Origin of the sequence: Microbacterium sp. MTN4-26 (assembly GCF_042846595.1) — a bacterium.
In the GTDB taxonomy this organism is placed as follows: domain Bacteria; phylum Actinomycetota; class Actinomycetes; order Actinomycetales; family Microbacteriaceae; genus Microbacterium; species Microbacterium luteum.
Genome location: NZ_BTGO01000007.1, coordinates 117,252 through 139,938 on the forward strand (window position 1 = coordinate 117,252; position 22,687 = coordinate 139,938).

Sequence of the window (22,687 nt, forward strand, 5' to 3'; positions counted from 1 at the left end):
TTAGAATCGGGGGATGCCGGCGTCGCCGGTTCCGCGCGATCGGCGCACACACCCCCAGAACGACCATTGGAGCCACCGTGGCCGAGCAGTCCCGTCTCGACAAAGTCATCGCCCTCGCCCGTCATCGCGGGTTCGTGTTCCAAGCGGGTGAGATCTACGGCGGGTCGCGGTCGGCATGGGACTACGGTCCCCTCGGCACGGAGCTGAAGGAGAACATCCGCCGCCAGTGGTGGCAGACCTTCGTGCGCGGCCGCGGCGACATGGTGGGGCTGGACTCCTCGATCATCCTCCCCAAGCGCGTGTGGGAGGCATCCGGTCACGTGGCGACCTTCACCGACCCCCTGGTCGAGTGCCTGCAGTGCCACAAGCGCTTCCGCGCCGACAATCTCATCGAGGACTTCGAGGCACGCAAGGGGCGCCCCGCCGAGAACGGCCTCGCCGACGTGCCGTGCCCGAACTGCGGCACCAAGGGGCGCTACACCGAGCCCAAGGCGTTCTCCGGCCTGGTCAAGACCTACCTCGGGGTCGTCGACGACGAGTCGGGCCTGCACTTCCTGCGCCCCGAGACGGCGCAGGGCATCTTCGTGAACTTCTCCAACGTGCTCACCGCCAGCCGCAAGAAGCCGCCGTTCGGCATCGGCCAGGTCGGCAAGGCGTTCCGCAACGAGATCACGCCGGGCAACTTCATCTTCCGCACCCGCGAGTTCGAGCAGATGGAGATCGAGTTCTTCACCGCGCCCGACGAGGCCGGCGAGTGGTTCGACCACTGGGTCGAGGCCTGCTGGAACTGGTTCATCGACCTCGGCGTGAGCGCCGACAACATGCGCCGGTTCGACGTGCCCGAGGAGGATCGCGCGCACTACTCCGCCGGCACGATCGACGTCGAGTACCGCTTCGGCTTCCCCGGCAAGGAGTGGGGCGAGCTGATGGGTGTCGCCAACCGCACCGACTACGACCTGAAGAGCCACACCGAGGCGTCGGGGCAGAGCCTGACGTTCTTCGACCAGGCCTCGGGTGAGAAGTACATCCCGTATGTCATCGAGCCGTCGTTCGGCCTCACCCGCGCGATGATGGCGTTCCTCGTCGACGCCTACCGCGAGGAGGAGGCGCCGAACGCCAAGGGCGGCACCGACACCCGCACGGTGCTGGGACTCGACCCGCGCCTGGCGCCGGTGAAGGTCGCGGTGCTGCCGCTGTCGCGCAACGAGAAGCTGTCGCCGCTGGCCCGTGAGGTCGCCGACCGCGTGCGCGGCCACGGCTGGAACACCGACTTCGACGACGCCGGCGCGATCGGTCGCCGTTATCGTCGCCAGGACGAGATCGGCACGCCGCTGTGCGTGACGGTCGACTTCGACTCGCTCGACGACCGCGCCGTCACGGTGCGCGACCGCGACACGATGGCGCAGGAGCGCGTCGCGCTCGACCAGCTCGACGCCTACCTCGCCGAGCGCCTCCGCGGCGCCTGACCGGCGGGGTTCGCGTCAGTCGATGACGGTGATCTGCGCGTACTCGCCGCCGCCGCCCTCGGTGTAGGCGAGCGAGCGTTCCAGGATGCCGCGCAGCACGGCGTCATCGATCTGCTCGAGGTCTTTGATGTAGAGGCAGCCGACGCCGCTGGTGTGCGGGCCGAGATCGGCGAGGGCCTGCTCGTGAGCCTCGATCGAGTCGAGGTAGATCGTCGAGGCGGCCTTCCGCGGAGCGAAGGCCATGACGGGCATGTCGCCCTCGTTGCCGGTGGGGTAGCGGTAGTGGCAGCTGCCGAATCCGACGATCGTGCCCCACAGCTCGGGTTCGCGTCCGCTGATCTCGCGCATCATGTCGACGAGGGCGTGCGCGTCGCGCTGCCGCTTCGTCGGGGCGACCTCCGCGATGAACGCCGCCACGCTTCCGCCGGTCTTCTTCACGTCTTCGCCTCCGCCTTCATCGCGCGCTTGTACTCCCGCACCTTCGTCAGCGACTCGGGGGATGTGATGTCGGCGACGCTGCGATAGGAGCCCTCCTCGCCGTAGGATCCTGCGGCCTCACGCCAGCCGGCGCCGTCGTAGCCGTACTGCTTGCCGAGAAGGGCGAGGAAGATCTTCGCCTTCTGGTCGCCGAAGCCCGGGAGGGCCTTCAGGCGCTTCAGCACCGTCGCGCCGTCGGGGTCGTCCTGCGTCCACAGTGCTGCGGCGTCGCCTCCCCAGTCGTCGGCGATGGTGCGGCAGAGCGCCTGCACGCGTCCGGCCATCGACCCCGGGAAGCGGTGCACCGCGGGCGGCTGTGAGAAGGCCGCGGCGAAGTCGTCCGGATCCACGGCGGCCAGTGCCGCCGCGTCCGTCGTGCCGAGGCGCTGCTGGATCTTCAGCGGACCCGCGAAAGCGACTTCCATGGCCACCTGCTGATCGAGCAGCATCCCGATGAGGAGGGCGAGCGGGTCGTCGGAGAGCAGCCGGTCGGCGGCCGCGTCGTCGGTGATGCGAAGGTCCATGAACACAGTGTGACAGCGGCCTCGGGCGCCGGGCCAGATCGTCCGAGCTCCCTTCCGCACCATTCGATGGGGCGATATCATGGCGATATGGGTGAGGCATTGCGGGACCGGCGCGAGCGAGCGGGGCTCAGCCAGGCACAGCTCGCCACGCGCACCGGTGTGGCGCAACCCAATATCGCCGCCTACGAGTCCGGCAGCCGGAAGCCGTCGGCGGCCATGCTCGAACGTCTGCAGGCCGCCATGCGCCCCTTGCCCCATGAAGCGCTCGAGCAGAACCGCGAGAGAATCAAGGACCTCGCCGCGGACTACGGACTGAGCAACGTTCGCGTCTTCGGATCCGCCATCAACGGCACAGACACGACGGAAAGTGATCTCGATCTCCTCGTCACGCGGTCGTCCTCCGTCGGGCTGCTGGCGATCGCCGAGTTCACGATCGCCGCTGAAGAGATGCTCGGCGTTCCTGTCGATGTCGTCACTGACGGCGCGCTTCCCCTCGATCATCCGATCCTCCGGTCAGCCGTGGCGGCGTGAAGGAACGGGACCGGCGGGCGCTACGTGAGATCGTGCGATTGTGCGATGACGGCGCTCGACTCGCCGCGCGAGGCCGCGATTGGTACCGCTCGGACGATCTGAATACGCCGGGCCTCGCGGCCGAGTCGATCATCATCAAGATCGGTGAGAACGTTGCACGGTTGAGCGACGAGACGATCCTCGCGAACCCGCAGGTCCCCTGGTCGAGCATCAAGCGCATGCGCGATCGGCTGGCGCACCACTATGAGGCGACGGATTACGACGCGGTGTGGGCGACGATCAACGTCGACCTCCCTCGCGTCAACGCGGCAGTCAGGCCGCTCCTCGGTGACTGAACACAGTGTGACAGCGGCCGTCGCGGCGTGAGACTTCTTTCATCTGGTCTTCGGGCTCCGTATCGGCGGGTATTTTCGTATCGTTGTTTTCGGATGCGTCCGAGTTGGGTCGGACGGAACGAGAGGTCGGGGGCGACATGAAGTTCGCGATGGGAGCAGACACCCTCGGGGTGCTGACGAAGTCCACGTCGGGATCGAGTGACGATCTGCAGGTGCTGGTGCGCCAGCTCTTCGAGGCGGCAGAGCCGCTCGAGGGGCGATTCCAGGGAGCGGGCCGCGCGGCCTTCGACCGCTTCAAGTCGCGCACCGATGTGATCTCGGCCGAGCTGAAGGCATCCCTCGACGGTGTGCTCGGCGGCATCGGCGGCATGAACCGGTCCTTCCTCGAGGGGGAGGGCGCCATGATCGACAGCACGTCGAGCCTCGAAGGCGGCGCCTCGTTCGATGCCGCACGCTTCGGCGGACGGTGAGGGGCGGCATCATGGTGAATCAGAACGACCGCCGCGACTACGACATCGCGGCCTCGCAGAACGCGCAGGACAACTTCAACCGCGTCGCCGCGCAGCTCGAGGCGGTCATCGATCAGCACGACCGCGACGTGGCCGCCGCGATGGCCGACTACACCGCCGAGGGCGTGTCCGAGGACTACCGCGCCAAGGAGCAGCGGTGGAAGGCGGCCGCCGGCGAGGTGCGCACGATCATCACCACGCTGCGCACGTCGCTCGAGCGCAACGACGAGACGGCGCAGGAAGCGCTGCGCAAGGCGCGCGCGGCCGTCGAATCCATCGGCTGACCGGGTCGTCACGCACGTGACCACCTGGAGCATCGACCCGTCCGGCGTCGCCGGAGTCCTCACCGCCGTGAACCCGCACGCCGAAGCCCTCGGCGAGGCGTTGAACGCGCTCGGCGCGCCCCTCGGCGCCGCCGTCACGGCCACGCAGTCCGGCGCGATCGCCGAGGCCGTGCAGTCCTACTTCGACACCGTCGAGTCGCCCCGTATCCAGGGCATGAGCGCCCGCATCGGCGCCGCCACCAGCGGTGTCGTGTCAGCGACCGAGGCGTACGTCACCGGAGACCTCGCGATGGCCGCCGACGCGCAGGCAGCGAGCGTCGCCGCGATCACGCCCGCCTCCCTGCCGCTCGGGGCCGACTGATGCCGGCGGCGATCGACCCGGAACAGATCCCGGGCAGAGATCTGGATCCTGAGGCGATCGAGACCAACGCGGCGACGGTCACCTCGCTCGCGGGCACCGTGCGCGACACCGGCTCGCAGGTGCAGCTGTCGTGGCAGCGCATGGCAGGCGTCTACGAGGCCCCCGAGTCGGCGACCCTGCTCGGGCTGATGGATCCGGTCTCGAGCCAGGCGACCGCATCCGGCGACGGCATCGAGACGGTCGGCGGTGCGCTCACCGCGTTCGCCGCCGACGTGCGCCCGATCAAGGCGGAGTTGGATGCGCTGCGCCTGGAGGCGCAGACGTTCGTCGCCGAGATCTCCGGTGGCGTGAGCGTGCGCGAGCTGAACCCGGCCTGGGTGAGCACGCAGGGCTACCAGGGGTCGTGGAACGCGTACGGCGCGTACTCGTCGTCGTCGACGGGCGGCACCGCCACCGCGACGGAGGTCTCCCAGTACCGCACCGTCACGAAGGAGTGGCATGAGGTGCAGGAGTACGTCGACCGCAACAACGATCTGATCGCACGGGTCAATGCGCAGCAGGTGCTCCTGTGGGAGGCCGAGCGCACGTGCGCGAATGCGATCCGCGCGCTGTACTGTGCCGCGCCGCTGCGGGCGGCCACGAGCGAGGATGACGCTCTCGCCTACGGCATCGACGAGATCCCGGCCGGCACCGAGATGCCGTGGGGCGCCGAGGTGGAGCGCACCGAGGGGTGCGGCGAGGCGACCGTCAACGTCGTCTTCAAAGACTTCCTGTGGGAGGGCATCGCCGTCGGCGGCGTGTGGGGAACCGTCGAGGGCCTCGGCACGCTCGTGCTCGGCTACGACCCGTCGACGGGCGACTTCTTCTCCGGGGACGCCTACGGTGCGGCGTGGGGGAGTCTCGGTTCGCTCGCCCTGAGCGGGGTGATCGCGGCGACGCCGCCGCTGAACGTCCTGTTCGCGGTCGATGACGGGATGCGGCAGTTCGGCGGCGACGGATTCCTCCCGGACGAGGTCGCCGAGTTCAAGGACGGCCTGGATGAGACCGCGAAGAACACCGGCAAGGCGCTCATCGCATGGGACAAATGGGCGGATGACCCCGGCACGGCCCTCGGTGAGTCGGTCTTCAACGTCGGCACGATCCTCATTCCCGGCGGCGCCGCCGTCGCGGGTGTCAAGACCGCGGGCACAGCGGCGTCGGTGCTGTCGAAGATGGCGCGGTTCACCGATCTGATCGACCCGGGTGCATGGGCGGTGAACGGCGCGGTGCGCGTGGGCGGCCACGCCTTCTCCGGCGTCGGCGACCTCGCGGCGCGACTGGATTCACCGACCTTCAGCGGCCTCGACGTCGTCGACCTCGGCGACGATCTCGGCCAGCCGGCCGTGCTGCGCGCCGACACCGGCCAGACGGCGATGACCGCCCTCGTCGACGAGCTGGGCATCCACCCGGACGCGATCGTGGCGCGCGTCGACGACGGTGTGCCCGTGCTGGAGGCCCCCGGCGTACGGGTCGAGCTGCCCGAGGGTGCGTTCGGTGACGCGGCCCAGGCCGGTGATGACGTCGACCACCTGAGCGATACCGGCGATCCGGGCGCACCCGATCTCTCGGCGGACGAGCGCTATTCCCAAGCGATGGCAGTCGTCTCGGAGGGCGCGGTCACGTTCGCCGACGACGCAGCGGCGATCGAGTACGGACGAGCGGAATGGGCAGGAGTCGCCGACTCTCTGCCAGAGGATGTCGCGGATGCCGTCTACGATTACACGCGCGAAGTCCCCGGGGACTCCGGCATCACCTATCGCGAGATCAATGGCTCACTCCGTGGAGGGCCGATGAGCGAGGAGATCGCCCAACACGTGAGCAGGATTGATGAGGCGATGCGGGCGCATCCGCTGACCGAGGACGTCGTCGTGACCCGGGGGACGGGGACGGCGCACTGGTCGGTGCTTCCGCAGGATGCGGCGGGGACGACGTTCGATGAGAGCGCCTACCTCTCGACCTCGTTGGGGGACGCTGCAGATGCTTTCAGCGGGCAGGACGCGGTGCTTCATCTCCGTGTGCCAGAGGGCACGCCGGCTCTGTGGGTCGAAGCCGTTTCTGATTTCGGGGCGACGGAGCGGGAGCTCCTTCTCGGACGCGACCTCCGTTGGACGGCCGAAGACACGGTCTTCCGTGATGGACAATGGCATGTGTTCGGAAGCGTGGCGAAGTGATGGACGTCGACGACGTGCAGGGCCGGGCGGTCGCAGGTCCGCCCCGGTACAACGCCGCCCCGGCGGGGGCGGTGAAGGCTGCTGCTGTCGTTCGTGATGGGGCGACGGTCGGGTATCTCTACCTCGGGGTGGATGATGATGACTCCGCCGGCCTCGTCGCCACGCGTGCCGGAGACTTCCAGCCCGAGGGGTCGGGCTACTGGCTCACGAGGCTGCGCGACCTCAAGCAACGGGGAGTGCCCGCCTCTGCAGCCATCGAAGGGCTCCTCGGCGTCGAAGGGCCTGCACCCGCCGGAAGAGTCTCTCCCACCCTTGAGGAGTACCCCTCGAAGGCGGATCTGGAACGCTTCGTCAATCCGGAGAGCACGTCATCGTCACGCAGAGTGCGCTCGGCGTCACCTTCGCGTGACGAGATCGACGCCGCTCTCAGCGGGAAAGCGCCGATGACACCACCCATCCGCGATCGGGTCGCGCAGCTGGACGATGCTCTGGCGCGGAAGCCGACGCCGGAGGCGATCGTCGTGACGTTGACGGACAGGGGAGATGAGCGCTTCTCCCCGGGGCAGAGCATCCGCGAGTCGGGTTATCTCACGGCTCGGCTTCTGCCGGTGGACCGGACGGTCCCCGGGGTGCGATCGGTGGTCAGGTTGCGCGTGCCTCCAGGGATACCGGCTCTTTTCCAGCCGCCGCGTCAGCAGGGAGATTCGGGGATCCTTCTTCTCGCTCGGGGGATCGAGTGGCTCGTCGACGACGTGATTGATCTCCCGGGTCAGACAGCAGTCGTGGGACACGTGATCGAGGTGAGCCCGACGCGATGACGCGCGCGCCCGTCTGTTGTCCCAGCCTCAGAGCAGGGGATCGTGGTCGATGCGCGCGCCGAGCGATTCGGCGAGGGTGTCGAGCACGGCGATGCCGATGAGGCCGCCCGGCGTCCACGGGGTGTAGGCGTCGGTCCAGAACGCCGGCGTCGGCAGCGCGTCGAGCTTCCACCCTGGCCGCAGGCGTCGCGCCTCGGCGAGGCCGGCGAGCGGTCGGGGGCGCAGCACGGTGAGGACGAGGTCGCCGTCGGCGGAGACCGTCAGCGCCGCACCGGCATCGAGCGGCTGCAGCACGAAGTCCGGCGATTCCCCGGTGGCGCCGAGGCGGTCGCGCACGATGGCGACGGCGCGAGCGACGGCGTCCGCCCCGACCGGCTCCGGAGAGACGAGTGTCGAGCTACGAGGCATCCGGCTGCTCCCGTCGGCGGCGGCGCAGCGGCGGCGCATCGGTGGGTGGCGGTGTCTCGGTGGGAGACGGCTTCTGGGTCGGCGTCGGCGCGGGAGCGGCATCCGCCGGTGTCGGCGCGAAGTGCGCCACCTGCACGAGGGCGGCGTGGCGGCCGCGGCGCGCGATGCGCCCACGGCCGGCGATCATCGGCTCGGCGTAGAGCTTGGGCAGCAGCTGCCCCTCGGCCCGATCGCCCGACATGACGAGTGTCGTGCCGCCGGTGTCGCGGATGCCCTGCAGGGCGAGGTCGAACATCGCCCGCGACGCGCCCGCGACCGGGCGGCTGACGACGACGTTCAGGCGCAGGTCGCGCGCCGACGCCAGATACGGCAGCAACGGCCGCAGCGGCTCGACGCCGCCGGCGGCCAGCACGTCGAAGTCGTCGGCGACCACGAGGATGCGCGGTCCGGTGCCCGGCCCCTCGACCTGACGCTTCTCCAGCTCCTGCGCGATCGACTCCGCCAGCTGCCGGGCCATGCGCCCCGTCTTGGCATGCCCGCCGAGGTAGGCGTCGGGCACATCGTCGACGAGTTCCCCGCGGGTGTCCATGAGGGCGACGACGATCTCCTCCGGCGAGTGACGGTCGATCGCCCCGTGCACGATCCCGCGCAGCACCGTCGTCTTGCCGCAGCGACTGTCGCCGAGCACGAGCAGATGCGGATCGGTCGCGCCCAGCTCCAGCAGCTCCGGCTCCATCGTGTCCTGCCGCAGCCCGACCGGGATCGCGTCGGGTTCGGCGAAGGCGTCGGGCAGCTCGGCGGGGGCGAGATCGTCGGGCAGCAGGCGGATGGGCGCGGCCCCGGGCCCGCCCCACTCGGCCGCGCTGCGACGAGCGAGCGCCTCCAGCGCCTCGCCGACGTCGGCGGCGTCGACGTCGTCGAGCAGTGGCAGCGCCACCTGGGCGAGCAGCTTGTCGTCGGTGAGGATGCGACCGGGTTCGTCGGCGCGGAGGGTCGCGGAGAGCTTGCGCGCGATCTGCGAGTCGGCCGGGTCGTTCAGCCGCAGCTCGAGACGCGTGCCCACGAGGCTCTGCGCGTTCATCCGCAGCTCGTTGAATCGGGTCAGGGCGACGACCACGTGGATGCCGAAGCTTCCGCCGCGCTCCAGCAGCTGCGAGACGGCGCCGTCGAGGTCTTCGAAGTCGCCTCTCAGCGCGCCGAACCCGTCGATCAGCAGCACGACATCGGCCGAGGGGAGCTGCGGCAGGCGCCCGGCGGCATGGGCGGCGCGCATCTCCGCCAGCGAATCGAGGCCGTGATCGCGGAAGACGTGTTCGCGCACTGCGACCATCGCTGTGAGCTCCTCGACGAGCCGCTGGAGGCGTTCGCGGTGGCCGCGCGTGGCGATGCCGCCGACGTGCGGGAAGTGCTCCAGCCGTGACAGCCCCCCGCCGGTGAGGTCCATGCCGTAGATGCTCACCTCGCGGGGCGTGTGGGTGAGCGCGAGGGATGCCGCCAGCGTGCGCAGGAACGTCGATCGACCCGACTGCGGAGCGCCGGTGACCGCGACGTGCCCGCCGCTGCGCGAGAGATCGAGGTGCCAGGGCTCCTGGCGCTGTCGCGCGGGCTCGTCGATCACGCCGATCGGCGCCCGCAGGGTGCGATGCTCGTCGGCGCGGGAGAGCACGCTGCCGAGCGTGACCCGGGGCGGGAGCGGCGACAGCCACACCGGACGCGTGCGCTCGACGCCCTGCGCGAGCCGCGATGCGGCGACCTGCACGAGGGTGCGGCCCGTGGCGGGGCGATCCGGCTCGGTCGGCAGTTCGATCTCGGACTCTTCGGCGCCGGACGAGACGACGTCGTATGCGGGGAGCTCGCGGGCACGCGGAGCATCCACCACCTCCGGACCGTCGGAGGCGACCAGCTCCGGAACGGGACCCGAGACGAAGCCGGCGCGGAACCGCGTGTAGACCGAGGTATCGACCTTGAGGTAGCCGTAACCGGGGATGGCCGGCAGATGGAACGCGTCGGGGGTGTCGAGCACGACCGCGCTCTCCGACTCCGAGAACGTACGCAGGCCGATTCGGTACGACAGGTAGGTGTCGAGGCCCCGCAGCCGGCCCCCCTCGATGCGCTGACTCGACAGCAGCAGGTGCACGCCGATCGAGCGGCCGATGCGTCCGATCGTCAGCAGGAGCTCGACGAAGTCGGGCTCGGCGGTCAGGAGCTCGCCGAACTCGTCGATGACCAGGAACAGGTGCGGCAACGGCGGCAGGTCGGGGCGAGCCTCACGCAGCTGCCGGTAGTGCCCGATGGATGCGGCGTTGTCGGCCTCTTTGAGCAGGCGCTGGCGACGCACGACTTCGCCGTTGATGCTCGCGCGAGCGCGTTCGGTCAGCTGCGGGTCGTCGGCGAGGTTGTCGATGATGCCGGCCACGTGCGGGAGCCGGGCGAACGGGGCGAACGCGGCACCGCCCTTGTAGTCCACGAGGATCATCGACAGGTCGTCGGGGGAGTGGCTGAGAGCGAGTCCGAGGACGAGGGTGCGCAGCAGTTCGCTCTTGCCCGACCCGGTCGCGCCGATGCAGATGCCGTGTGGGCCCATGCCCAGCTGCGCGGACTCCTTGAGGTCGAGCATCACCGGCACGCCGCGGTCGTCGACCCCGATCGGCACGCGCAGGAAGTCAGCCGCCGACCTCGGCGTCCAGGCGGTGGTCGGCTCGAGCTGCTCGACGTCGCCGACGCCGAGCAGCTCGGTGACGTCGGGCACGTCGCCCGACTGCGCGTCGACCGCGCTCGTACGGGTCAGCCGCAGCGGGGCGAGCGGGCGGGCCACCGCCTCCAGCAGGGCCGTGCCGACCGCATCCACCGTCACGCCGCCGATCGTTTCGGTGCCTGCGCCGGGCGACTCGATCGTGGCGTCGTCGGCGTGTGCGGTGAGCCGGATCGAGACGGTGGCCGGCTCCTTCAGGCGATCGTCGACGAGATGCACGACGGTCACGCCGATGTCGGTGTAGTCCAGGGTCGCGTCGAGCCGGGGAAGGGTCGGCGCGGCGTCGGTGTCGGCATCCACGAACACGATGAGTCGCGCCGGCTTGCGGCGGCGCCCGGCACGTCGGGCGGCGGATGCGGTCGCGAGGCGGTCGCGCAGTTCGCCGCCGATGATCTGGAACAGGTCGGGCAGGCTCGGCGCGATGCGACGCACGCTGCCGGTCGCGGAATCGGCGGCAGCCGCCTGCACGTGCGGCAGCAGATCGAGTCCGCGCCACTGGCCGCGACGCTCGGCCGGCACGACGAGGGCCAGCTGCACGTCGTCGGGGGAGTGCAGCGCGGCGATCTGCGCGACGAGGGCGCGCGCGGCCGAGACGGTCAGGTCGCGATCCCCGACGAGCGAGACCTGGCCGCCGCGCTCCAGATCGATCACCGACGGCAGGGACGGAACGATCCCCGACAGGCGCACGAGCCTGTCGGCCGCGCCCTTCATGATCGGGTCGAACGGCTGCACCGGGTTCTGCTCGTCGGGCAGCCGCACCGGAAGCGCCCGCACGTCGGCCAGCCCCACCCGCACGCGCAGGAAGTCGGCGTCTCCCGGGCGACGTTCCCACCGCCGCGCGGCGTTCCCGGTCAGCTCGATGAGCGCCTGAGGATCCGGATGCTGCCGCCACATCGCCGTGCGGTGCTCGGCGGCACGCTCGGCCAGCCGGGCACGCGTGGTCTCGAGGTAGTCCAGGTACCGCTCTCGCTGCACCCGCCGCTGCCGAGCGGCGTTGCCCCGCGCGGTGAAGGCCATCGTGACGCCGCCGACGAGGGCGACCACGAGGATGACCGCGCCCACGACCACCATGATCGGGTTGTTGCGCAGCAGCACGATCATGGTGATCGACGACAGGCTGCCCACGATGGGAAGAAGCGACTGGATCGGGAACCCGCCCGCCGCTTCGGACATCGGCGGCGGTGGGGCCAGCACCAGCTCATCGGGGGCCTCGACCGGCTCGGTGATGCGGGCCGGACGGTGCACGATGCGGGTCGTCACGAGCGGTCTCCGGCCATCAGGTCGGCGCCGAGACCGAGCAGGGCGACGCGGGTGGCGAAACGCCGCGGTGCGGCGTCGCGGGTGAGATCGCCGTCGTGCGGGATGACGCTCACCGACGTCTCCTTCCGGGCGGCCACGATGCGTCCCGCTGTGCCGGTGCCGCCGCGGTCGACGAGCGCGACGACGACCCGCGGGCTCTCCGGCAGGGCCGACAGCCCCGGGGCGAGCGACACGGCGGCCTCCGCCGACGCGCGGTCGGCGTCGGCGACCAGCAGGACGGTGTCGCCGAGCGCCGCGCAGGGTGCCAGGTCGGTGGCGGGATGCCGCCGGCCGAAGTCCGTGACGACGACGTCGAAGAAGCGCGAGATCGGAGCGGCTTCGTCGAGCCACGCACCGACCGGGTCGGTGGCAGCGGCCGCGGGGGCGAGGCCGCGCGCACCCTCGAGCACGCGGGCGAGGTGCGCGGTCGCCTCGGCGCTCGTGCGGGGCGGTGCCGTGCGTGCGCGGTCGGGGTGGAGCCGCCAGTGCGCGGCCAGTGCGCCGTCCTCTGCGGCGTCGACGGCGAGCACGCGATCGCCGCGCGCCGCGGCGACGATCCGCACCAGGTGACGGGTGAGGGTGGTCGCGCCGGCCCCCGCTCCGAGCGAGATGACGCCGATCCGTCGGGCCGTCGACAGCGGCGTGGAGATCTCGCGCTGCCACTGCGGCAGCAGGGGGCGCCATCGTGCGGCACCGCCGAACAGCGCGGCCGGCAGCGGCGACAGGCGCGTCACGATCCGCCCCCGAACATGCCGAGCAGCTCCGCGTAGACGCCGAACACCCCGAACAGCAGCGGGAGGAGGGCGACCACGGCGAGCATCTCGAGGGCGTTGCCGAGTCCGCGGAGCCGAGCGCGGGTGTTCTCCCGCGGGGAGACCAGGGCGAGGACGGCGATCCCGGCGGCGGCGAGCAGGCACACGGCCACTCCCCACGCGCCGACGGGACCGCCGAGCAGGGCGAGCACCGCCGTCGCGCCGCCCAGCACGAGCGGCGACCAGAGCACCGCTGATGAGATCCGCAGCGGGAACGCCCGCGAGCGGAGCGCACCGGCGAGCGCGATCGCGAGGGCGAGCAGCGGACTCCACACCGGCGCGCCCAGGACGAGGGCCACGGTCGCGATCGTCGCGAACGCGCTCGTTATGGCCGTGCTCCACGTGAGCACGCTGTATGCGTCGTCGATGCGGTCTCGCGCCGTCGCGCGGTCGAGGCGCTCGCCCTCGGCGACGCGCTGATCGAGGCCCGTGAGGCCCGCGCTGCCCAGGGCGACCCACGGGAGCACGCCGGTGGCGAAGACCGCGACGACCCCGACCACCCCGACCGCTGCGGAGGTGCCGACACCCGCCACGAGCAGGGCGAGCACCAGAAGCGAGAGAAGGATCGCCATCACGCCGGCGGCGCCCGCGCCCACCCGCCGCAGACCGCCGCCGATCGCCACGGCGAGCACGGTGCCGAGCAGGGCGAGGCCCACCCCCGCTCCCGCGACCGCGGATGCGACCGGATCGACGTCACCCGAGACCTGCGCCGCGACGACGCCGGCGACGACGCCCGCGGGGAGGGCGCATCCGGCAGCCGCCGCCGCGACGAGCACGGCGGCGGACCGCATCCGCAGCAGTCCGAGCACCAGGGCGGCGGCGGTGACCACGACCGTGCCGCCGGCGAGCACGACCAGCGCGACCGTCGGTGAGGCGAACGGCGCGACGAGACCGGCGGTCGCGGTCGCGATCGCGGCGGCGACGCCGGCGAGTGCGAGGCGCGAGCGCTCGTCCCACCGGTCCGAGCGCCGCGCGTGCGCGTCGGTGGCGGCGTCGGTGAGATCGATGACGGCCGGAGGAGGCGGCGCGGCGTCGAGCCGCACGAGGGTCAGCGACGTGCCGTCGAGCAGGTCGAGCTCCTCGCTCGTGCGCGCGAGGTCGAGCTGCTCGCCGTCGGGGCGCACGAGCACGGCCGGGTGGGTAACGGTGCCGGTCGGCTCACCGAGCAGATCGAGGATGGTCGGCAGCACGACCCCGAGCGGCTCCGCCCGCGGCACGACGAGATCCGCACGGCGGGTGCGCCCGGCGACCGTGATGCGCGTGAACCCGGTCATCGGATCTCTCCTTCTGCGGTGGTCGAGGTGATGTCGGAATCGACGATCGACGCGGCATCGGCGCTGAGCAGCTGCGACACGTAGGACACCCCCACGCACGCGGCGCACGCGATCGCCGTGACGACGATCGACGCGATGAAGCGGCGCACGTTGTCGTTGACGGTGCGCCGTTCGTCGAGCGCGCCGTGGAGCAGGGCCGACCCCAGCCGCATCCGCTGGATCTTCGCCTGCTCGATGAGCACGACGTCACGCTGATCGGGCATCGTCTCCTCCTTCGGGGTCGGCTTCGCGCAGCGCCTGCGCGATCGCGGGATCGAGCTGAAGCAGCCGGGTCAGCGCGTCGGGCTCCGCGCCGCCGAGCACGCGGGCCAGGGTGTCCCAGCCGCCGCCTCGCGTGTCGCCGAGGCGAAACAGCAGCCCGGGCAGGCGCGGGCTCCCGACGCGTTCGCCGCCGGCATCGCGCACGACTGCGTCGGGCAGTCGGAGAGCGGCGACGGCGGGCGGCCCCAGCAGCAGAGCGAGCGGCTGCGGCGTCGCGGGGGCGCTGGCGCGGCGCGCGAGGTCGGGTGCCCCGATCGCCGCCATCGCCAGGGCGATCAGGGGCATGCCGTGACCGGCGGTCGCCCGCAGCGCGGCGGTCGCGTCGTCGGCGAGCGAACCGGCGCTGCGCGCGCCGGCGGAGCCTGCATCCACCCACGCCCGCGTGGTCTCCTCGAGACCCTCTCGGGTGCGCGCGATGCGGAGCGTCGCCAGCAGTGCCGTCTCGTCGGCGCGCCGGCCCGCCAGCGCCCACAGCGACTCGTCGGGCATGCGACGCCGTGTGCGCTCGGTCATGTCGTCGCGGCTCCATCGGGCTGCGAGCGGTTCGGTCGCGCCCCACGTCGCGAGGTCGATTCCGAGCGCGCCGGCGATGCCCTCCACGGCGCCGCCGAGACGCACGGGACGACTCACCCGGTGCCGCGTCGCGCCGGTGAACACGAGCTGCAGGTGCGATCGCACCGCACTCGCGAGGAAGCGCTCGTGAGCCGGACCGGGGGCGGAGCCCGTGAAGACGTCGCGGGGGGTCGCGAGCGGACGACCCGTGCGGGCGTCGAAGAAGGCTTCCTCGGTGCGCACCACCCAGGCTCCGCCCGTCGCCTCGAGCGCCGATGCCGCCGCCGGGGTCAGGCGGGTGTGGGCCGGCGTCACGACGAGCGTGCGCACCCCTTCGAGCGTCGCCCGGTGGAGCACGTCGCTGAGGCCGGTCCCGAGCGCGAGCACATCGCCGCGGTGCTCCCACGTGATGCACCCCGGCGAGACGGCGTCGACGAGGGGATGCGCCGCCCGCTCGCCCGTCGCATCGCCCGTCACGTCGGCAGACCGACGGTCAGGTCGCGGTCGCCGAGCTCCAGGCGTGCATCGGGTGGTAGCGGCGTGCGGTGGAACGGCACGAGCGGCACGCTGAGCTCGCCCCGCCGAACCGCGGTTCCGTTGAGCGAGCCGAGGTCGACCGCCCACACCTGCTCGCCGTCCCACTCCAGCCGCACGTGCGACTTCGACAGCGTGCGAGAGAGGTCGGGCCATTCGTAGGTGGCCGCGGGCGCGTCGGCGGGCGCCTCCGGATCGCGTCCGATGATCAGCGAGTCCGCGAGGGACAGCGTCTGGCCAGAGTCCAGGCGCACGGTGGCCGGTCGCACGAAGCGGCTGGGGCGGCGTGCGCGGTCGTTCACCTCGGGAAAGGCATACGGGGCGAACAGCGGCGACAGCGGGTCGCGGCCGCGGGAGAGATCCGTCGTGCGCAGGCGACGCCCGACCGCGGCGCCGATCAGGTCGCGCCCGGCCGGGGCGGCCGTCCGCACATCCACCGAGCGGGTGGATGCCACCGCGTGGCCGAGGCTCGATCCCCGCCGCGCGAGGAGCGCCACCCACACGACCAGCGCCGCTGCGGCCAGGAGCACGGCTGCGGCCGCAGCGCCGGGCGCGCCGATCACGGCGAGCACCACGCCGACGATCGCCGGGGCGACGACGGTGCTCGCGTCGACGGTCGTGCTCAGCGCCCGCTGCGATGACCGCGCCGGGACCGTGCCGACGAAGAGGTCCGTCGCGCGATCCCGTGCGGGCAGTTCCTGCAGATCCATCCGCCCCCTCCGGCGTGAAACCCTCCCATCCTAGGAGCGTGGCGCATCCGAAGCGGGGCTTGTCCACAGGTCGACATGCGAACCGGATCCGGGCGGGGGAGGATGGGGGAGTGACCCAGGAGTTCGACGAGCTGGTTTCCCACGCCCATGACACGCGCGTCGTGGTGGTCGGCGGCGGTATCGCGGGCCTCGTGGCCGCCCTCGAGTGCGCGAAGGTCGGGATGCGGGTGACGGTCCTCGACGCGGCCGACCGGCCGGGGGGAGCGATCCGCACCGCCGAGGTCGCCGGCATCCGGCTCGACACCGGTGCCGAGAGTTACGCCACTCGCGGCGGGGCGGTGCACGCCCTCATCGATGAGCTCGGCCTCGCAGACCGGATCACGACACCCGACGCCGCCGGCGCGTGGCTCGTCGGGATCCCCGGCGTCGGTGCTGCTCCCCTGCCGAAAGGCGGTGTGCTCGGCATCCCGGCCAACCCGTGGGCGCCCGACGTGCGCCGCATCATCGGCTGGACCGGCGCCTGGCGCGCCTACCTCGACCGGCTGCGCCCGCCCCTGACGATCGGCCACGAGCACAGCCTCGGGCGCCTCGTGCGCACGCGCCTGGGGGCCAAGGTGCTCGATCGGCTCGTCTCGCCCGTCACCACGGGCGTGTACTCCGCGCGCCCCGACGACATCGACGCCGACGTGGCGGCACCGGGCCTCAACAACGCCCTCACCCGCACCGGGTCTCTCACGGGGGCCGTGGCCCAGATGCGGAGCGGGTCGGGGAGCCGGCCCGGAAGTGCGGTCGAAGGCCTCGCGGGCGGCATGTCGACGCTCGTCGACGCGCTCGTCGCGCGACTTCAAGAGCTGGATGCGACCGTCACTACGAGCGCGCAGGTCACCGCGGTCGCACGCGAAGGCGGAACGTGGCGCGTCGCTGTGGCGCGCGAGGAGGCAGACGTCGAGGCCGACCTGCTGATCATGGCCGCGCCCGAGGACACCGCTCGGCGGCTGCTTGCCGCTACCGTGCCCGGACTCGCGCGCGAACTCGGCCCCGCGCCGGTCGTCGAGGTGGTCACGATGGTCCTCGACGCGCCGGCGCTTCATGCTGCACCGCGCGGCACCGGTGTGCTGACCGTGCCGGGCGCGTTCCGCGCCAAGGCGCTCACGCACTCCACGGCCAAGTGGTCGTGGGTGGCCGACGCCGCCGACGGGCGACACGTCGTGCGCGTCTCCTTCGGCGCGCAGGGCGAGCCTCCGGCGACGGAGGGGCTCGACGACACGGCCGCCGCCGCTCTCGCGCTGGCCGAGGCCTCGGCGATGCTCGGCGTCGAGCTGGAGCCCCGTGCTCTCCTCGGGGCCGTCCGCGAGCGCTACACCCAGTCCCAGCCCGGCGCCGCGCTCGGTCGTGCCGCCGAGGTCGCCGAGATGCGACGCACCGTCACCGCGACGCCCGGTCTCGCTGTCGTCGGGGCGTGGCTCGCCGGAGCCGGGCTCGCGCAGGTGGTGCCCGATGCTCGGCGCGAGACCGATCGCATCCGCCGCGCAGCCCTCTTCGGGAACGCCACCGAAACCGTCGAGGGTGACGCCACGGCGTAACGGAATCCGGCTCACCCGCCGATGTCAACCCAGGATGCCGACGCGGGCATACATCGCTACCCTGGAGTCGACCAGCATCTCCACCGATCGTGAGGAGACCCCATGAGGGGCAAGGTAGGACTCGTCATCGGACTGGCCGCGGGCTACGTCCTCGGCACACGCGCCGGCCGTGAGCGGTACGAGCAGATCAAGACCCAGGCCGACAAGCTGTGGAGCGCCGCGCCGGTGCAGAGCCAGGTCGACAAGGTGAAGGACTTCGCCAAGTCGAGCGCCGCGGCACTGCCCAGCACCGTGTGGGATACCGCGGTGAAGGTCACCAAGGCCGCCACCACCAAGGGCACCCCCGGGCAGCGTCTCGACGCAGCGCTGAAGACCGGCGAGAAGGCCGAGGGAGACCTCCAGAAGGCCGCGAAGGAGTCGGCGGAGGCCGTGAAGGACGCCGTCGACGACGGCGAGGTCACGGTCGAACCTCGCGGCGGGGCCTGAGATGTCGACGCCCCGTGGTTTCCGCGACCGCGCGGACGACAGTCTGCTGACCCTCCTCGGCGAGATCCCGGAACTCGTCCGGGCGCTCGTCATCGCCGAGGTCGACGCCGCCAAGGCGTGGCTCGCCCGCACGGCGAAGGACGGCGGCTGGGGGGCGCTGTGGATGGTCGCCGCGCTCTTCGTGCTGTTCTGGTCGGTTCCGGCCCTGGGTGCCTGGGCCATCGCCGGCCTGTCGTCGTGGTGGCCGGTGTGGCTGTCCGCACTCGTGGTGTTCTTCGCGATGGTGCTGATCGCGGTCGTGCTCGCCCTGTTGGGCGTGATGCGGTTCCGCCGGCTCGTGAAGCGCCAGAACCCCGTCCAGTCCATCGCCCAGGATGTGAAGGAAGTCCGCGATGAGCTCTAACGCTCCGCTGCCCCGCACGGCCGTGCCCCTCGGCATCACCGATCCGGTCGAGAGTGCCCGCGCCGAGTTGAAAGCCGCTCTGCTCGCGATCGAAGAGAAGGCGAACGTACCGCGTCGGGTGGCCGTTGCCACGGATCGCACGATCACCGATGCCCGGGCGTTCAGCCAGCGCAATCCCGCGGCCGCGGTCGCGATCGTCGTCGCCGGAGCCGCCGCGATCGGCGTCGGCGTGTGGGGCCTCGTTCGCCTCTACACCCGCTGATTCATCTCGGCGGTCCCGAGCACCGTTCCCGGCTTTCATCCAGCGGGGTATGCTCAGGACTGGCAGTGCAATGGTGCGATTGCTGCCGACGGTGCGAGCCCGAGACCCGGATTCGTTCCGCCCGTCGGTTGCTCGAACGCCCGGGCGGCCGACTCGTGCATCGACGAGAGCCTCCCGAATGAATCACACTTCACCGCAGCCCAAGCCCCTCACCGGATGGCGGCTGCTCGTGCCCCGCGGGGGACCGTGGGGCGACGGCGTCGCCGCGACGATCCGCCGCAGCGGCGGAACCCCGGTCATCGCGCCGCTCATCAACTTCGCGCCCTCGACCGATCAGGCGACGCTCGAGCAGTCGCTCGCCGACCTCGCCGACGGCGCCTTCGACTGGCTGACGGTCACGAGTGCCACCACGGTCGACGTGCTCTACGCCTACCACGCCAAGATCCCGGCCTCGACGAAGGTCGCCGCGGTCGGCGAGACGACGGCGGCCGCGCTCACCGCGGTCGGCTACAAGGTCGACCTCGTGCCGGAGCGCGACAACTCCGCTGCGGGCATGGCCGAGCAGATGATCGCCGCCGAACCTGAGCCGCGGCAGGTGCTCACCCTCCGCAGCGAGATCGCCAAGCCGGTGCTCACCCGCATGCTCGTGGAGGCCGGTCACCACGTGCGCAGCGTCGTCGCCTACCGGACCGTGGGCGTGCCCGCCTCCGACAAGGTCATCGGAGACGTGCGCACGGGCCGCATCAACGCGATCCTTGTCACCAGCGGGTCGGTTGCCGACCAGGTTCGCGAGCAGTTCGCGGTGATCCCGGAGACGACGATTATCGCGGCCATCGGGCCACGGACCGCGAAAGACGCCAAGCGCGCCGGTCTCCTCGTCGACGTGATCGCCGAGATGCAGTCGGTCGATTCCCTTCTCGCTGCCGTGTCCCGGTTCCCCCTTCCGCAACCGGCTGACGAATACGCCCCCTGAGCGTGGGGGTTCGGGGCGGCGGCACGCCGCGCATCGTAGTGCTCGCCGGCGGCGTCGGCGGGTCCAGGTTCGTCCTGGGCGCGCGGGAGGCGCTCCGGCGACGCGGCGTCGCCGCATCCGCCGATCACCTCACCGTGGTCGTCAACACCGGTGACGACCTGTGGCTGTCGGGTGTGCGCCTGCAACCCGACGTCGACTCGATCACGTACGCGCTCGCCGGGGTCAACGACACCCAGCGCGGCTGGGGTCGTCAGGACGACTCCGAACGCGTGAACGCCGAGCTGCAGGCGTGGGGCGCCGGGTGGCCGTGGTTCACCCTGGGCGACCTGGACCTCGGCACCCACCTCGCGCGCACGGGATGGCTGCGCGACGGGGCGACGCCGACCCGAGTGCTGGAGCTGATGGCGGCCCGGTGGGATCTCGGCGCGCGCCTGCTGCCGATGACCGACGCCGAGGTCGACACGATCGTGACCGTCGACGAACCGGAGACGGGGCCGCGGCCGATGCACTTCCAGGAGTGGTGGACCCGGCACCGGGCCAGCCTGCGCCCGCTCGCCTTCGACAATCCCGGCATCGAAGCGGCTGCGCCGGCGCCCGGTGTCGCCGACGCGATCGCCGCCGCCGACGTCGTGCTCGTCGGCCCGTCGAACCCGGTCGTGTCGATCGGACCGATCCTGGCCGTTCCCGGCATCCGTTCGGCCCTGCGCCACACCGACGCACCGGTCGTCGGGGTCTCGCCGATCATCGGCGGCCGGGTCGTGCGCGGCATGGCCGACGTGTGTCTGACCGCGATCGGCGTGGAGACCTCGGCCGTCGGCGTCGCCGGACTGTACGGTGCGCGCAGCGGCGACGGCGTGCTGGATTCCTGGCTCGTCGCACAGGAGGACGCTGCCGCCGTCAACGCCGTCCGCGCGCTCGGACTCGACGCGCACGCCCGGCCGCTGTGGATGACCGACCCCGCGCGGTCGGCTGACATTGTCGACGCCGCGCTCGCCCTGGCCGGCGTGTGATCGTTCCCGACCTCGCCGTGTGGGCGTGGCTGCTGCTCGGCCTGTCGGCGTTCGTCGTCGGGGTGTCCAAGACGGCGATCCCCGGGGTGAACACGCTGTCGGTGGCGGTGTTCGCCGCCGTTCTGCCGGCTCGGGAATCGACCGGAACGCTGCTCGTCCTCCTCATCGTCGCCGACCTGTTCGCGATCGTGTCCTACCGGCGTGATGCGAACTGGAGGGCGCTGGTGCGGCTCGCGCCCGCCGTGCTGGTCGGTCTCGTGCTGGGTGCCGTCTTCCTCGCGGTGGCGAACGACGAGTGGGTCAGCCGGGTGATCGGTGTGATCCTGCTCGCCGTGGTCGCCTTCACTCTGCTGCGTCGCCGTTTTGCGCCCGTCGTCGCCGGCGCCGGCCCGCACCCGGTCGCCGCGGCCGGTTACGGCACGCTCGGCGGCTTCACGACGATGGTGGCCAACGCGGCGGGACCGGTGATGTCGATGTACTTCCTCGCGTCGCGTTTCGCCGTGAAGGAGTTCCTCGGCACTGCGGCGTGGTTCTTCTTCCTCGTGAACATCGCCAAGCTGCCCTTCTCCATCGGCCTCGGGATCATCACACCTGCGGGCCTGGTGCTCGACGCCATCCTCGTTCCGCTCGTCGTGGTCGGCGCTCTTCTCGGGCGCTGGTGGGCGAACCGCCTCGATCAGCGCCTCTTCGAGCGTCTGGTCATCGTCTTCACCATCGTCGGCGCCGTCTACCTCCTGTTCTGACCCGCCTCCGGCCGGGGCTGCCGGCCCCGACCCAGGCCCGTCTCCGTCACCCGATGTGCCGCCATCCCCAGGCCCGTTTCCGTCACCCCAATGTGCCCCAATTCAGGCTGTGGAGGTGTGCAAGAGCCCGGGAAGGCTGCCTGCGGCGCGCTGAGCCTGAGTTGCGGCACGCGGGGGCGGGGTGACAGACGTGACGGACGGACCGGGCCGGCGTGGCGGACGGACCGGCGTCGGCGTGCCGGCGGTGTGCGGCAGCTACAGCAGCGCGGCGGTGCGCGGGCCGACGCCGAGGGTCGCGGCAGTTTCCAGCTGCTCCGGTGTATCCACGTCTCGACGGACGGTCGAGTCGCGTGGGATGTCGAGCGCCGCGCACCCCATCTCGAGGTGACGCGCGAAGGATCCGTCGCCGAAGGCCGACGTCCATTCCTCCCCTGCCGTCGCGGTCACCAGCGTCGAGCCGGTGCCTTCGGCATCGGCGACCACGGCCCGCGGATGAGCGGTGGCGGCTTCGAGCGCCGCGGCGAGGTCGTCGGGCCGGAGCGCCGGAAGGTCGCCGAGAAGCGCGGCGCGATGTGCGTCCGTTCCCGCTGCCGCCATGCCGAGTGCGATCGCCGCGTCGAGGCCGCGAGCCTCCTCCTCGGCGACGAACCGAAGTCCGGGGATGTCGGCCGCGGCCAGCGGCAGCCCCGCGTCGTCGGTCACGACGAACACCTGCGCGACCACCGGGGACGAGGCCGCCGCGGCGATGGTATCCAGCGCGATCGCACGCGCCAGACCCTCACGCGACGCCCCGGATGCGAGTCGTGATTTCCCCCGTCGCGCGGGCTTCACCGGAATGACGACCTGCCACCGCTGAACCGCCGGCTCGTCCCCTCCCGCCGGGTCGCCCCCTCCCACCGGGTCGCCCCCACCCGCCGGCTCGTCCCCACCCGCCGGGTCATCTCCGACGCCGTGCACCAACTCAGGCTGTGCGGGGGTCATTCCGCCTCATCCGGGCCAACGGGGTGTCTCCAGCCTGAGTTCGTGCACGCGCACGCGCACGCGCGCCAC

General features: G+C 71.8%; 25 protein-coding genes. 15 read left to right on the top strand and 10 right to left on the bottom strand.

Translation table 11 applies throughout. The features are described from left to right. Nucleotides 1-77: 77 nt before the first annotated feature. Complete coding sequence (locus tag ACGG9C_RS07825) at nucleotides 78-1,466, top strand: glycine--tRNA ligase (RefSeq protein WP_286718026.1); 1,389 nt, start codon at nucleotides 78-80, stop codon at nucleotides 1,464-1,466. 15 nt (nucleotides 1,467-1,481) lie between these two features. On the opposite strand, the gene ACGG9C_RS07830 is transcribed toward ACGG9C_RS07825, so the two are convergent. Beyond that, the gene (locus ACGG9C_RS07830; protein WP_286718028.1) at nucleotides 1,482-1,904 is read right to left on the bottom strand and encodes a DUF1801 domain-containing protein; all 423 of its coding nucleotides are present in this window, start codon (nucleotides 1,902-1,904) and stop codon (nucleotides 1,482-1,484) included. Continuing rightward, the gene (locus ACGG9C_RS07835) at nucleotides 1,901-2,467 is read right to left on the bottom strand and encodes an HhH-GPD-type base excision DNA repair protein (RefSeq protein WP_390178509.1); all 567 of its coding nucleotides are present in this window, start codon (nucleotides 2,465-2,467) and stop codon (nucleotides 1,901-1,903) included. The genes ACGG9C_RS07830 and ACGG9C_RS07835 overlap by 4 nt, the downstream gene beginning before the upstream one ends. Nucleotides 2,468-2,476: 9 nt before the next feature. Between ACGG9C_RS07835 and ACGG9C_RS07840 the strand changes: the two genes are divergently transcribed. The 7 genes from ACGG9C_RS07840 (at nucleotide 2,477) to ACGG9C_RS07870 (ending at nucleotide 7,515) form a co-directional block, all read left to right on the top strand. Continuing rightward, the gene (locus tag ACGG9C_RS07840) at nucleotides 2,477-2,998 is read left to right on the top strand and encodes a helix-turn-helix domain-containing protein (protein ID WP_390178510.1); all 522 of its coding nucleotides are present in this window, start codon (nucleotides 2,477-2,479) and stop codon (nucleotides 2,996-2,998) included. Between the two features lie 32 nt (nucleotides 2,999-3,030). After that, a complete protein-coding gene (locus ACGG9C_RS07845; protein WP_286718034.1) occupies nucleotides 3,031-3,333 on the top strand; it encodes a DUF86 domain-containing protein in 303 nt (100 codons plus the stop codon). A gap of 137 nt (nucleotides 3,334-3,470) precedes the next feature. Then, nucleotides 3,471-3,803 carry a hypothetical protein gene (locus ACGG9C_RS07850; RefSeq protein WP_071045198.1) on the top strand — a complete coding sequence of 111 codons (333 nt, stop codon included), beginning with the start codon at nucleotides 3,471-3,473 and terminating at the stop codon, nucleotides 3,801-3,803. 11 nt (nucleotides 3,804-3,814) lie between these two features. Then, entirely contained in the window at nucleotides 3,815-4,126 is a 312-nt protein-coding gene (locus ACGG9C_RS07855; RefSeq protein WP_071045283.1) for a pore-forming ESAT-6 family protein, read from the top strand. A 16-nt stretch (nucleotides 4,127-4,142) separates the two neighbouring features. Further along, nucleotides 4,143-4,487 carry a DUF6507 family protein gene (locus ACGG9C_RS07860; protein ID WP_071045199.1) on the top strand — a complete coding sequence of 115 codons (345 nt, stop codon included), beginning with the start codon at nucleotides 4,143-4,145 and terminating at the stop codon, nucleotides 4,485-4,487. Next, on the top strand, nucleotides 4,487-6,697 hold the full coding sequence (locus ACGG9C_RS07865; protein WP_286718042.1) for an ADP-ribosyltransferase: 2,211 nt from the start codon (nucleotides 4,487-4,489) through the stop codon (nucleotides 6,695-6,697). Before ACGG9C_RS07860 ends, ACGG9C_RS07865 begins: the two co-directional genes overlap by 1 nt. After that, the gene (locus ACGG9C_RS07870) at nucleotides 6,694-7,515 is read left to right on the top strand and encodes a hypothetical protein (RefSeq protein ID WP_194383940.1); all 822 of its coding nucleotides are present in this window, start codon (nucleotides 6,694-6,696) and stop codon (nucleotides 7,513-7,515) included. Before ACGG9C_RS07865 ends, ACGG9C_RS07870 begins: the two co-directional genes overlap by 4 nt. A gap of 27 nt (nucleotides 7,516-7,542) precedes the next feature. Here the strand turns inward: ACGG9C_RS07870 and ACGG9C_RS07875 are convergent, their stop codons facing one another. The 7 genes from ACGG9C_RS07875 to ACGG9C_RS07905 are packed head-to-tail and all read right to left on the bottom strand — an operon-like array spanning nucleotide 7,543 to nucleotide 16,177. Then, nucleotides 7,543-7,923, bottom strand: coding sequence for a hypothetical protein (locus ACGG9C_RS07875; RefSeq protein ID WP_194383939.1), 381 nt, complete (start codon nucleotides 7,921-7,923; stop codon nucleotides 7,543-7,545). Next, on the bottom strand, nucleotides 7,913-11,935 hold the full coding sequence (gene eccCa / locus ACGG9C_RS07880; RefSeq protein ID WP_194383938.1) for a type VII secretion protein EccCa: 4,023 nt from the start codon (nucleotides 11,933-11,935) through the stop codon (nucleotides 7,913-7,915). The genes ACGG9C_RS07875 and eccCa overlap by 11 nt, the downstream gene beginning before the upstream one ends. Continuing rightward, on the bottom strand, nucleotides 11,932-12,708 hold the full coding sequence (locus tag ACGG9C_RS07885; protein ID WP_194383937.1) for a hypothetical protein: 777 nt from the start codon (nucleotides 12,706-12,708) through the stop codon (nucleotides 11,932-11,934). The genes eccCa and ACGG9C_RS07885 overlap by 4 nt, the downstream gene beginning before the upstream one ends. Continuing rightward, nucleotides 12,705-14,060, bottom strand: a complete 1,356-nt coding sequence (locus ACGG9C_RS07890; protein ID WP_194383936.1) for an EsaB/YukD family protein — start codon at nucleotides 14,058-14,060, stop codon at nucleotides 12,705-12,707. Before ACGG9C_RS07890 ends, ACGG9C_RS07885 begins: the two co-directional genes overlap by 4 nt. Next, entirely contained in the window at nucleotides 14,057-14,323 is a 267-nt protein-coding gene (locus ACGG9C_RS07895; protein WP_194383935.1) for a hypothetical protein, read from the bottom strand. The genes ACGG9C_RS07890 and ACGG9C_RS07895 overlap by 4 nt, the downstream gene beginning before the upstream one ends. Beyond that, nucleotides 14,307-15,410, bottom strand: coding sequence for a DUF6177 family protein (locus ACGG9C_RS07900; protein WP_194383934.1), 1,104 nt, complete (start codon nucleotides 15,408-15,410; stop codon nucleotides 14,307-14,309). The genes ACGG9C_RS07895 and ACGG9C_RS07900 overlap by 17 nt, the downstream gene beginning before the upstream one ends. After that, nucleotides 15,407-16,177 (bottom strand): FHA domain-containing protein, encoded by a 771-nt coding sequence (locus ACGG9C_RS07905; protein WP_194383933.1) that lies wholly within the window; start codon nucleotides 16,175-16,177, stop codon nucleotides 15,407-15,409. The genes ACGG9C_RS07900 and ACGG9C_RS07905 overlap by 4 nt, the downstream gene beginning before the upstream one ends. A gap of 110 nt (nucleotides 16,178-16,287) precedes the next feature. Here ACGG9C_RS07905 and hemG point away from each other — a divergent pair, with 110 nt between their 5' ends. From hemG to ACGG9C_RS07940, 7 genes are all read left to right on the top strand, one after another. Further along, the gene (gene hemG, locus ACGG9C_RS07910) at nucleotides 16,288-17,760 is read left to right on the top strand and encodes a protoporphyrinogen oxidase (protein WP_286718054.1); all 1,473 of its coding nucleotides are present in this window, start codon (nucleotides 16,288-16,290) and stop codon (nucleotides 17,758-17,760) included. 102 nt (nucleotides 17,761-17,862) lie between these two features. Next, nucleotides 17,863-18,246, top strand: coding sequence for a hypothetical protein (locus ACGG9C_RS07915; protein ID WP_071045208.1), 384 nt, complete (start codon nucleotides 17,863-17,865; stop codon nucleotides 18,244-18,246). A gap of 1 nt (nucleotide 18,247) precedes the next feature. Then, nucleotides 18,248-18,649: a phage holin family protein gene (locus ACGG9C_RS07920; protein ID WP_071045209.1), complete on the top strand. Its 402-nt coding sequence runs from the start codon at nucleotides 18,248-18,250 to the stop codon at nucleotides 18,647-18,649. Further along, nucleotides 18,639-18,911 (top strand): hypothetical protein, encoded by a 273-nt coding sequence (locus ACGG9C_RS07925; RefSeq protein WP_071045210.1) that lies wholly within the window; start codon nucleotides 18,639-18,641, stop codon nucleotides 18,909-18,911. Before ACGG9C_RS07920 ends, ACGG9C_RS07925 begins: the two co-directional genes overlap by 11 nt. Nucleotides 18,912-19,089: 178 nt before the next feature. After that, nucleotides 19,090-19,884, top strand: coding sequence for a uroporphyrinogen-III synthase (locus ACGG9C_RS07930; RefSeq protein ID WP_071045211.1), 795 nt, complete (start codon nucleotides 19,090-19,092; stop codon nucleotides 19,882-19,884). Between the two features lie 2 nt (nucleotides 19,885-19,886). Continuing rightward, nucleotides 19,887-20,894, top strand: a complete 1,008-nt coding sequence (cofD, locus tag ACGG9C_RS07935; protein ID WP_390178511.1) for a 2-phospho-L-lactate transferase — start codon at nucleotides 19,887-19,889, stop codon at nucleotides 20,892-20,894. Then, nucleotides 20,894-21,637 (top strand): sulfite exporter TauE/SafE family protein, encoded by a 744-nt coding sequence (locus ACGG9C_RS07940; RefSeq protein WP_194385603.1) that lies wholly within the window; start codon nucleotides 20,894-20,896, stop codon nucleotides 21,635-21,637. Before cofD ends, ACGG9C_RS07940 begins: the two co-directional genes overlap by 1 nt. 255 nt (nucleotides 21,638-21,892) lie before the next feature. Here the strand turns inward: ACGG9C_RS07940 and cofC are convergent, their stop codons facing one another. Beyond that, the gene (gene cofC, locus ACGG9C_RS07945) at nucleotides 21,893-22,618 is read right to left on the bottom strand and encodes a 2-phospho-L-lactate guanylyltransferase (protein ID WP_194383931.1); all 726 of its coding nucleotides are present in this window, start codon (nucleotides 22,616-22,618) and stop codon (nucleotides 21,893-21,895) included. Nucleotides 22,619-22,687 lie beyond the last annotated feature (69 nt).

Excerpts from the sequence above, each read along its gene's own strand:
- ACGG9C_RS07930 (WP_071045211.1), top strand. The coding sequence starts at position 19,090 with ATGAATCACACTTCACCGCAGCCCAAGCCCCTCACCGGATGGCGGCTG.
- cofC (WP_194383931.1), bottom strand. The coding sequence starts at position 22,618 with ATGACCCCCGCACAGCCTGAGTTGGTGCACGGCGTCGGAGATGACCCG.
- ACGG9C_RS07850 (WP_071045198.1), top strand. The coding sequence starts at position 3,471 with ATGAAGTTCGCGATGGGAGCAGACACCCTCGGGGTGCTGACGAAGTCC.
- ACGG9C_RS07905 (WP_194383933.1), bottom strand. The coding sequence starts at position 16,177 with ATGGATCTGCAGGAACTGCCCGCACGGGATCGCGCGACGGACCTCTTC.
- ACGG9C_RS07865 (WP_286718042.1), top strand. The coding sequence starts at position 4,487 with ATGCCGGCGGCGATCGACCCGGAACAGATCCCGGGCAGAGATCTGGAT.
- ACGG9C_RS07835 (WP_390178509.1), bottom strand. The coding sequence starts at position 2,467 with ATGGACCTTCGCATCACCGACGACGCGGCCGCCGACCGGCTGCTCTCC.
- ACGG9C_RS07875 (WP_194383939.1), bottom strand. The coding sequence starts at position 7,923 with ATGCCTCGTAGCTCGACACTCGTCTCTCCGGAGCCGGTCGGGGCGGAC.
- ACGG9C_RS07925 (WP_071045210.1), top strand. The coding sequence starts at position 18,639 with ATGAGCTCTAACGCTCCGCTGCCCCGCACGGCCGTGCCCCTCGGCATC.
- ACGG9C_RS07920 (WP_071045209.1), top strand. The coding sequence starts at position 18,248 with ATGTCGACGCCCCGTGGTTTCCGCGACCGCGCGGACGACAGTCTGCTG.
- ACGG9C_RS07895 (WP_194383935.1), bottom strand. The coding sequence starts at position 14,323 with ATGCCCGATCAGCGTGACGTCGTGCTCATCGAGCAGGCGAAGATCCAG.
- ACGG9C_RS07855 (WP_071045283.1), top strand. The coding sequence starts at position 3,815 with ATGGTGAATCAGAACGACCGCCGCGACTACGACATCGCGGCCTCGCAG.
- ACGG9C_RS07890 (WP_194383936.1), bottom strand. The coding sequence starts at position 14,060 with ATGACCGGGTTCACGCGCATCACGGTCGCCGGGCGCACCCGCCGTGCG.
- ACGG9C_RS07915 (WP_071045208.1), top strand. The coding sequence starts at position 17,863 with ATGAGGGGCAAGGTAGGACTCGTCATCGGACTGGCCGCGGGCTACGTC.